Annotated in this window: 12 protein-coding genes; 7 read left to right on the forward strand and 5 right to left on the reverse strand. The window is 30.3% G+C overall.

The genetic code is table 11. The features are described 5' to 3' along the window. The first annotated feature begins 5 nt into the window (after positions 1-5). The 7 genes from Q0T35_RS04955 (at position 6) to Q0T35_RS04985 (ending at position 6,782) form a co-directional block, all read left to right on the forward strand. A complete protein-coding gene (locus Q0T35_RS04955) occupies positions 6-743 on the forward strand; it encodes a uroporphyrinogen-III synthase (RefSeq protein ID WP_295810638.1) in 738 nt (245 codons plus the stop codon). Positions 744-1,055: 312 nt separating this feature from the next. After that, positions 1,056-2,189: a radical SAM family heme chaperone HemW gene (gene hemW, locus Q0T35_RS04960; RefSeq protein ID WP_295841197.1), complete on the forward strand. Its 1,134-nt coding sequence runs from the start codon at positions 1,056-1,058 to the stop codon at positions 2,187-2,189. A gap of 28 nt (positions 2,190-2,217) precedes the next feature. Beyond that, positions 2,218-3,039: a glutamate racemase gene (murI, locus tag Q0T35_RS04965; RefSeq protein WP_295841198.1), complete on the forward strand. Its 822-nt coding sequence runs from the start codon at positions 2,218-2,220 to the stop codon at positions 3,037-3,039. A gap of 152 nt (positions 3,040-3,191) precedes the next feature. Continuing rightward, positions 3,192-3,812: a bifunctional nuclease family protein gene (locus Q0T35_RS04970; protein ID WP_293919191.1), complete on the forward strand. Its 621-nt coding sequence runs from the start codon at positions 3,192-3,194 to the stop codon at positions 3,810-3,812. Positions 3,813-4,063: 251 nt separating this feature from the next. Further along, positions 4,064-6,067 carry an excinuclease ABC subunit UvrB gene (uvrB, locus tag Q0T35_RS04975; RefSeq protein WP_295841199.1) on the forward strand — a complete coding sequence of 668 codons (2,004 nt, stop codon included), beginning with the start codon at positions 4,064-4,066 and terminating at the stop codon, positions 6,065-6,067. A gap of 109 nt (positions 6,068-6,176) precedes the next feature. Next, entirely contained in the window at positions 6,177-6,329 is a 153-nt protein-coding gene (locus Q0T35_RS04980) for a hypothetical protein (protein WP_295841200.1), read from the forward strand. Between the two features lie 255 nt (positions 6,330-6,584). Beyond that, positions 6,585-6,782, forward strand: coding sequence for a hypothetical protein (locus Q0T35_RS04985; protein ID WP_295841202.1), 198 nt, complete (start codon positions 6,585-6,587; stop codon positions 6,780-6,782). Between the two features lie 39 nt (positions 6,783-6,821). Here Q0T35_RS04985 and Q0T35_RS04990 read toward each other — a convergent pair whose 3' ends face one another. The 5 genes from Q0T35_RS04990 to Q0T35_RS05010 form a co-directional block, all read right to left on the reverse strand. Next, positions 6,822-7,061 carry a hypothetical protein gene (locus Q0T35_RS04990; protein WP_295841203.1) on the reverse strand — a complete coding sequence of 80 codons (240 nt, stop codon included), beginning with the start codon at positions 7,059-7,061 and terminating at the stop codon, positions 6,822-6,824. Continuing rightward, a complete protein-coding gene (locus Q0T35_RS04995; protein WP_295841205.1) occupies positions 7,061-7,288 on the reverse strand; it encodes a hypothetical protein in 228 nt (75 codons plus the stop codon). The genes Q0T35_RS04990 and Q0T35_RS04995 overlap by 1 nt, the downstream gene beginning before the upstream one ends. A gap of 6 nt (positions 7,289-7,294) precedes the next feature. Continuing rightward, positions 7,295-7,984, reverse strand: a complete 690-nt coding sequence (locus Q0T35_RS05000) for a hypothetical protein (RefSeq protein ID WP_295841207.1) — start codon at positions 7,982-7,984, stop codon at positions 7,295-7,297. A gap of 340 nt (positions 7,985-8,324) precedes the next feature. Next, positions 8,325-8,801 carry a hypothetical protein gene (locus Q0T35_RS05005; protein ID WP_295841208.1) on the reverse strand — a complete coding sequence of 159 codons (477 nt, stop codon included), beginning with the start codon at positions 8,799-8,801 and terminating at the stop codon, positions 8,325-8,327. A gap of 14 nt (positions 8,802-8,815) precedes the next feature. Next, on the reverse strand, positions 8,816-9,607 hold the full coding sequence (locus tag Q0T35_RS05010) for a hypothetical protein (RefSeq protein ID WP_295841209.1): 792 nt from the start codon (positions 9,605-9,607) through the stop codon (positions 8,816-8,818). Between the last annotated feature and the right edge of the window lie 107 nt (positions 9,608-9,714).

Genomic DNA, 9,714 nt, shown 5'->3' on the forward strand with positions numbered 1-9,714 from the left:
TTATTATGAAAATAAAGTCCGTTTTAATCTCTCTATCTAAACCTACTGGCGATAGTTCACCATATTTTGAAATTGAAAAGAAACATAAAATAAAAATTGATTTTTGTCCTTTCATTCATGTTCAAGGCGCTGATGCAAAAGATGTTAGATTACAAAAAATTGATTTTTCAAATTTTACTGCCATCATATTTACCAGTCGAAATGCTGTAGATCATTTTTTTAGACTGGCTGAAGAAATGCGTTTTACTGTGCCCGATTCCATGAAATACGTTTGTCAATCTGAAGCCATAGCTTTATATCTTCAAAGATATATTGTTTATAGGAAAAGAAAAATTTATTTTGGAGAGAAAGAGGCGGAAGACATGATACCTCTTTTAAAGAAGAATCAAAATGAAAAATATCTTTTACCCACTTCCGATATACTAAACCAAGATATTCCGGATGCATTGGATAAAGCAGGAGTGGATTATACCAGGGCTATTCTCTTCCGAACTGTTAGTAGCGATGTTGCCTCTCAGATTAAAGATATTAATGCCTATGATGCTCTAGTATTTTTTAGTCCTTCGGGCATAAAATCTTTGTTTGATAATTATAAAGATTTTAAACAAGGTTCTATAAGTATCGGCATTTTTGGCCATTCAACCAAACAAGCTGCGGAAGAAGCCGGTTTAATGGTTAATTTCTTTGCTCCAACTAAAGAAAGTCCATCTATGGCAAAAGCTTTGGATGATTTTTTACAATAAAACTAAAAATATATCTAAAGCTCAAATTTAAAATTAAATTTGAGCTTTTTTATAAAATCGTTTGATATTATCCGGTTAATAAATTTCAAATACCATTGTATTTCATAACACTATGCCTGTCAGATTAATTCTTTTTTATACAACTAACCCACTATCTGAAGGTCTATAATTAAGATCGGTTAATATAGTTTATAAATTTTTCTTAAATTCTCTCATTCTACATTCCTTTTATAAAATCATAATAAATAATTTAATAATGATTGTATAGTATAATACTTAATTGAATTATAGTACTTTTGTAAAGATTAAACTATGTCAGGACTTTATATTCATATTCCTTTTTGTGTAAAAAAATGTAATTATTGTAATTTTCATTTTTCAACACAATTTAAATATAAGCCGCAATTGATTACTGCAATTGGTAAAGAGCTGACATTAAGAAAAAATGAGCTTCGTACTCCTTTAGAATCTATATATTTTGGAGGTGGAACACCTTCAACACTTACTTTTAAAGAACTTAGTCATCTATTTACTATCATACGTCAACATTATGATATTTCTCAAACTACTGAAATAACATTTGAAGCAAACCCGGATGATTTAAATGAAGAATACCTTACTTTTCTTAAAGAACAAACTCCAATAAACCGACTAAGCATAGGGATACAATCCTTTATAGATGAGGATATTGACTTTATGAACAGAACCCATAGTGCCAAAGATGGTATTACTTGCATAAAATTAGCTAAAAGCCTAGGGTTTGATAATATCACCATAGATTTAATTTACGGTGGTCAAACTACAACAAATGAAAGATGGATGTATTCACTTGAAAAGGCTATTTCTTTAGATATTCCGCATATATCTTCTTATGCATTAACAGTTGAACCTAAAACCGCCTTTGAAGCTCAAATTAGAAAAAAAATAATATCTCCTATCGATGAAGAAAGGCAATCATATCAATTTGAAATACTTAGAAAAAAATTAACAGAGCATAATTATATCCAATATGAATTTTCTAATTTTGGCAAAGAAAACTTCTTTTCGCTACATAATAGTTCCTATTGGAAAAATAAACCTTACCTTGGCATTGGACCTTCTGCTCATTCATTTAACGGCACCAATAAAAGGAGTTGGAATATTTCAAATAATATACAATATATAAAATCATTGGAGAATGATAGTCTCAATTCTTATGAAGAATTTATCAATGAAAAAGACCGTTTTAATGAAAAAATCATGCTCGGACTACGCACAATATGGGGAATTAATATATTAGAACTGGAAAGAGAATTTTCATCTGATTTGATGAAACATTTTTATAAAGAATTAAAATTTCTTGAAGCTGATAATAAAGTGCTTGTAAATAAAAATATTGTAACTATTCATCCCCATTCTCTATTTTTTACAGATGGTATTATCGCTCAATTTTTTTTCGTTGATTAATTATTAATAAACACTTATTTTTGCATCAATGAAAAAAGAAGATCGATCTATCGGTATTTTTGACTCCGGAATGGGAGGACTTACTATTGCAAAGGAAATAAAACGATTATTGCCTCATGAAAGCCTTATTTATTATGGAGATTCCAAGCATTTGCCTTATGGAGATAAGTCAAAAGAAGTTATAATTGAGTATTCTGAGAAAATTACTAATTTTTTACTTGAAAATAATTGTAAAGCCATAGTTATTGCTTGCAATACTGCAACTGCCAATGCCTTAAAAGAAGTTAAAGCATTAGCTAACGAAAAAAATGTTCCCGTATACGATGTCATTTCTCCGGTGGCAGAAAAAGTAGCTTTTACATTTAATCAAAATGTGGGAGTTTTAGCTACTAAGTCAACCATCACTTCACATATTTATAAAAAAAGTATCCAAAAGTTAAATAAACATATTAATGTTTATGAATTAGCTGCTCCTTTACTGGTTCCTGTTATCGAAGAAGGATTTAATAATCATGAAATTTCATCCATTGTTTTAAAAACTTATTTAACAAATAAAAAGTTACAAAATATTGATTCGTTAATATTAGGATGTACACACTATCCTTTAATCATTAATGAAGTTAGAAATTTTTATTTAAATAAAATTCAGGTTATTGATTCTCCATTAATTGTTGCAAGCTATATAAAACAGGACCTTGAAAACAAAAAATTGAATTCTCAAATTCAAGACCCATCTTATGAATTTTATGTTTCCGACTTAACACCTACATTTTCAAAGTTGGCAAAAAAATTTTTTGGAAGTTGTATTCATCTTAGAGTTGTAGATATTTTCAATAAAATTAGAATTTAAAAGAATTTTTTAATAATTTTATAATTATTATAAATAAAAAGAGCTTAATTAATTATAATTATAAAAAATTTAAAAATAATTTTAAAAATAATTCGTAAATTGCACTGCTATTTTAATATATACTATATTTTATTGAGTAATATATAAGTTTTATGGATTTAATACGATTACATGTTAGAGGAATTTCATATAGCCAAACTCAACATACAGCATATGCATTAATTTTAGAAGAAGATTTTGGTAAAAGAAAAATTTCTGTAATAATTGGAAGCTTTGAAGCTCAATCCATAGCTTTGGCTTTAGAGAAAGATATTACTACGCCTAGACCTATTACTCACGACTTATTTACGACCTTTGCAAAGAGTTTTCATATTGTTGTAAAAGCTGTTTTTATTTATAAATTAGAAGAAGGTGTTTTCTACTCTAACATTTTGTTTCAAAATATTGAAACAAAAGAAGAGATTGAAATTGATTCTCGTACTTCCGATGCCATTGCTTTAGCTGTGCGTTTTGAAGCACCTATATATGCAACTAAAAAAATAATGGAAGAAGCAGGAGTCTATATGGAAATGAAGGAAGATAATTTAAATAATGATTCATCCTTTGAAAATACTTTACATTCTATTGAAAATCAGATAAGTAATAATGATATTGAAGATGCTTTTTCTCATCTAACAGATTATGAAATTAATGATTTGATATCTAAAGCAATTGATAATGAAGATTATGAAACTGCTGCAAAGCTGCGAGACGAGCTTGTAAAAAGGAAATAAAACAATTTTATTACCATTTTTAGTAAAATTTTACCTTTTTTTTAATATTTTAGTTTTCGTTATTTCATTTAGAATTTTTTATTCTCAATGTATATAGCTTTGTAAACTCCATAAGTAATATATAAAAGAATCTTAAAAAATATAAATTTTAAGTAAAATAAATTCTGCACATATTGTATTTAAGTAAGTTTTAAATATAAAAAACTTATTGTCTATTTACATTTTTTTAAATTACATTTTTATTATATAATATGAAATTTCAAGTAGTTTCTCAATTTAAGCCTACAGGTGATCAGCCTCAAGCAATAGAATCTCTTTCTGAAGGAATTTTAAAAAATGAAAAATATCAAACACTTTTAGGAGTAACCGGCTCCGGAAAAACTTTTACCATTGCCAATGTAGTTGAAAAAATTCAACGACCTACCATTATTTTAGCACATAATAAGACATTGGCCGCCCAACTGTATATGGAGTTTAAGGAATTCTTTCCTCATAATGCAATTGAATATTTTGTTTCTTATTATGATTATTATCAACCGGAAGCATTCATGCCTACTACTAATACATATATTGAAAAAGATTTGTCTATTAATGAAAATCTTGAAAAGTTACGTTTAAGTGCTACTTCTTCATTACTTTCGGGAAGAAGGGACGTGTTGGTTGTTTCATCAGTATCTTGTTTATACGGTATTGGAAATCCAGTAGAATTTAAAAGTAGTATGGTTTCTTTAAAGATAGGACAATCCATTTCTAAAACCAAATTATTACAATCCTTGGTGAATGCATTATATTCACGTTCCGAAATAAATTTTGGAAGAGGTAATTTTAGGGTAAAAGGTGATGTCATTGATGTTTTTCCAGCCTATTCGGATACAGGAATTCGTATTCATTTTTTTGGCAATGAAATTGAACGTATTGAGAATGTGGATTATGTTTCCAATAACGTAATAGATTCAATTGAAAGTATTAATATTTATCCTGCTAATTTATTTGTTACCTCTCCGGAGACATTAAATAATGCGATTCGTAATATTCAAATTGATTTAGGAAAACAAGTCGATTATTATAATGAAATGGGTAAAAATTTGGAAGCTCATCGTTTAAAAGAAAGAACGGAATTCGATCTCGAGATGATTAAGGAATTAGGTTATTGTTCGGGAATTGAAAATTATTCACGTTACCTTGACGGACGTCTTCCCGGTACTCGACCCTTTTGTTTACTTGATTATTTTCCTGAAGATTATCTAATGGTTATTGATGAAAGCCATGTTACTTTACCTCAGGTTCATGCTATGTACGGAGGAGACAGAAGTCGAAAAGAAACTTTAGTTGAACACGGATTCAGACTTCCTGCAGCTTTAGATAATCGCCCTCTTAAATTTGAAGAATTTGAAATGATGCAAAATCAAGTAATTTATGTAAGTGCCACTCCTGCTGATTATGAATTGCAAAAAAGTGAAGGTATTTACATTGAACAGATTATCCGTCCAACCGGTTTATTGGATCCTGAAATTGAAGTTAGACCTTCTTTGAACCAGATTGATGATCTTATGGCTGAAATTCAAAAAAGAATTGAAGAAGATGAACGTGTATTAGTAACTACTCTTACTAAAAGAATGGCAGAAGAATTAACAAAATATCTTACTAAATTCGGAATAAGAACCCGATTTATTCATTCAGATATTGATACTTTGGAAAGGGTTGAAATTATGCAAGATTTACGGATTGGAAAATTCGATGTTTTGGTAGGCGTTAATTTATTACGTGAAGGATTGGATTTACCGGAAGTTTCCTTAGTAGCTGTATTAGATGCGGACAAAGAAGGTTTTTTACGTTCTCACCGCTCTTTAACTCAAACTGCAGGAAGAGCCGCTCGTAATATTCACGGTAAAGTAATCATGTATGCTGATAAGATGACGGACAGTATGAAAAAAACTATTGATGAAACAGCTCGTAGAAGAGAGATACAGAATCAATACAATATAGAACATCACATTTCGCCTCAACCTTTGAAGAAAAAGATTACGAATATTTCTATTAATAATCTTGAAACAGAAGTAAAATCTTATACTCCGAAACATGAAATCAAAAAAGTTGCAGAGGATGAAGTTCATTACAAATCTGAAGATTTAGAAAAAATTATATCTAAAAAACAAAAAGAAATGGAAAAAGCTGCTAAAAATTTGGATTTCTTAACAGCTGCTAAAATTCGTGATGAAATTCAAGCTTTAAAGGATAAAATGGAAATTAGTTAGTTTTAGAGTTTTTAACGTAACATATAAGAAATGAAATGACGCCCTCTATTGATGCTGCTAAAAACTGGCTAATTTACTTAATTCTACTGTTGACTATCTTTTAGGGGAAATGGAAGAAGACAACATTTTAAAAGAACCCGAAATTTTAAACAGATTCAAAGAAATTGATAATTTAGATCCTAATGACAAGGAAAGGATATTCTTTACTCTTGATGCTTTAATTCATGAAATTAACAATAAAAAAAGGTATGCTAATTCTTAATTAGATTTTACTTCTAAAATAAAAAAACCTTCTTTAAATAAAGAAGGTTTTATTTTTTTACCTAACTTTGCTCCTGACAATCCATTTTATGAATACAATAAAGACAAAGTTTTCAACTTATAATAACGGCAGGCGTACGGGTGAAAGTCCCGAGACTTTTCTACTTCGTAGAATGGGTTGTCAGCGACCTGCCTATTTTTTAACCCTTAATCTTTTTTATCATGACAACCCTAAACAAAAAAGTCGAAACTAGTAATGAATTCTCCATTGTCCTTAACTTTTAAAGACAAACAAAATTATCTCTTTACCCTTCAATCTCTCTGTAACATCTGTAAATCCTCTCTTGTCCTTTCCTTAGAGCAACCCCAACTTACAGAACACACAACCTGGGACATTTTCAATACTATTGATCTCATCCAAATGATTTGCATTGACGAGGAGATTATTGAATAATAAAAAAAGCCCGATTACTCGGGCTTTTTTATTTGTTTATTATATTAGTTGATATAATATGTATATCCCTATGATGATAAAAACTATACCACTTATATTAATATAAGTACCTATTCTCTTTAAAGCATCTTCTTTTTCTATAATAGTATGATTAGGATCTGATTCTTTATACTTCTTATAGTTTGATAAGATTATTCTACGTACTGCTGTCAAATCTAATACTCCTATTATCAAACACATAACACCTAATATTATTCCTCCATTTCCTAATATCTCCATTAGCTAAGAAGCTCTTTTAAAATACAGATTATACCTAATATTATTCCTCCATAGCCACCAATATATAATTTTATATCTGTTGTTTTATTAATTGAATCTTTATTCTTTTTCTCTTCTTCTGTTTCTTTATTTTTTTCTATCTTCATATATTTTAAAACTCCAAACCCTACCATCATAAAACCTATACCATAGATATATGCTTTATAAACCTCGTAAAAATTTTCCATTTTTTTCTAATTTTTTTCTGCACTAACTTTATTAGTTTCCTTACTTTTCCCTGTTTTTTTATCCTGAATATAATTATACAGCCGCTCCGTTCCTTTTACTTTTACATCTACATTCTGCCTTAGTATCTCTTTGGTTAACTTACCCGCTCCCGGTATCTTATCTATCTGTTTATTGATAATACCTTGACCTACTTCTATTGCTACCGTCTTAATAGCTATTGTTCCTGCATCATTAAATTTTCCCTCCAATAAATCTGCTCCCATCTCCATATAACTATCAACTGAAGATATCGTATTTCCTGTATTTGATAAAGGAATTCCTACTTCTGCCCCAACTCCTGTCATAGTAAATCCATAACCTACAAAAGACGCCCCATCTCCTACATCTTGTGCTATTTTTGCTCCAATACGGAGAGCTGCTGTTGGTAATTTAGATGCTATATTAGATATATCTTTTTGAACTCCTCTTGCAGCATCTTTTAACACGTCCGATGTGATCGTTTTTTGTGGATGTTGTTGATTCCATGCGGCTGCTTGAATAGCCGATTGATTGAACATTCCTTGAAAATACGCCTGTTTCCCATTAGGATCTACATAAAGAACTGGGTTTTGATAAGAGTATCCATACGTATTTAAGTTAAACGAGTTATAGACTCCACCGTTATGTTGACCGTCTATGTAGTGTTCGGTCTCCATCACCGGGTTGTAACCGCTTAATGGATCGGCACTTAACCATACACTCTCTCTAGAATTGTAATACCTAGCACCGTAATAGTATAGTCACGCTTCTGCATAAATTCTTCCTCGCCCGAGATTTTCCTTTTACTCTCTACTGTTTAATTATAAAAACCCCCATATGTCAATCAGCTTTATCTAATTACAAAGATATACTTTTTATTTCAATTGAAATAAAAAATAGGTTTTGTTATTTATTCTATTTTTTAACTGCAAATAATGATAGGAATTAATCTTAAAAGAAAAAACCCGCTCGATGAGCGGTTTTTTTTTGTTTTAGTAATTTAAATAGAAGATATATTTACATTTTTTCTACTCTAAATTTTAGTGTATCAATTTTTACATGAAAGGCTCTAGCCTCTCCCGTTCTAGTGCCAGAATTAGTACTCCATGGATAGTAAATAGAATCATTTTTTATAATAAATACTCTTTGTAATATTCCCCAAGACATCTTTTTTGTTTTAGCACAAGAGGTAAATACAAAAAATGCATCTCTTATAATTCCTCCTTTAGACTCTATTTTACAAGGACAATCTTTATTCATATTATAGCATTCTACAAAAGGCGGAGAATACCATAAAGTATCTCCTTTAGATGATATTTTAGGAGGCTCTTTATAATTATATACTTCCTTGAACTTATTTCTTACATCTGAGGGTAATTCCTGATAAGCTATTTCTGTATAATGATCATTTCTAACCGGCCAAAACCATATAATAAATGATGTACAGAATATAAAAACTAACAAAAATATAATTACTGATTTCTTTACTTTCATAATATAATTCTTTGTTATTTCAAGTCTTTCTCTACCTTAGGATACCAAACGTTTACATTTGCGTCTGCATGTCCACAATGATTAGACATTCCACAACCAAACATATCTATTTTTAACTGATCTTTATATTCTATACGTGAATTTGCATCTTGATAAAATTCATTTGTCAAAGCACCTGAACCTGTAATTCCCTGACCTGCTCCACCTACAAGATCGGCTCTCGAATCTACTTGAATGGAATTAATATGAAGCTGTTCCATGGGGGTAAAACTATATGCCGGCTCATTAACTATGGTTGGAACGTTAACCATCACTAAGTTTATAGCAGGTATCTCATCTAATTCTCCTTTGCTTACCATTAAAGATAGGTCTTTATATACATCTTTTGCTACAACTCTGGCTACGTTAGCTCCATGACTATGACCTCCAATGGCAATACCTTTCCCTCTATATTTCCCTCCTGAAATATTACTCTTGATGGATTTTATAACATTTTTTGCTATTCTATGCCCCGCACTAATCCTTCCTTCTTTTCCGTTCCAAAATGCATTATCTCTACTGTACAAACTTCCTGACCATCCCCATGAATCAAACGTACCAAACCTTGCTTTAAATTTATTTTCAAAACTTCCGTTAAAATAGGTTTTCGCATCCCAATCACCAGTTCCATGCATAAAATGCGCTTGCTTCCCATTTGGATCTACCATTGTTATAGGGTTTTGATAACAATATCCATAAGTATTTAAGTTAAACGAGTTATAGACTCCTCCGTTATGTTGACCGTCTATGTAGTGTTCGGTCTCCATCACCGGATTGTAACCGCTTAATGGGTCAGTTGATAAGAAGATACTCTCTCTGGGGTTGTAATACCTAGCACCGTAATAATATAGTCACGCTTCTGCATAAATTCTTC

The organism is uncultured Apibacter sp. (genome assembly GCF_946479295.1).
Taxonomy (GTDB): domain Bacteria; phylum Bacteroidota; class Bacteroidia; order Flavobacteriales; family Weeksellaceae; genus Apibacter.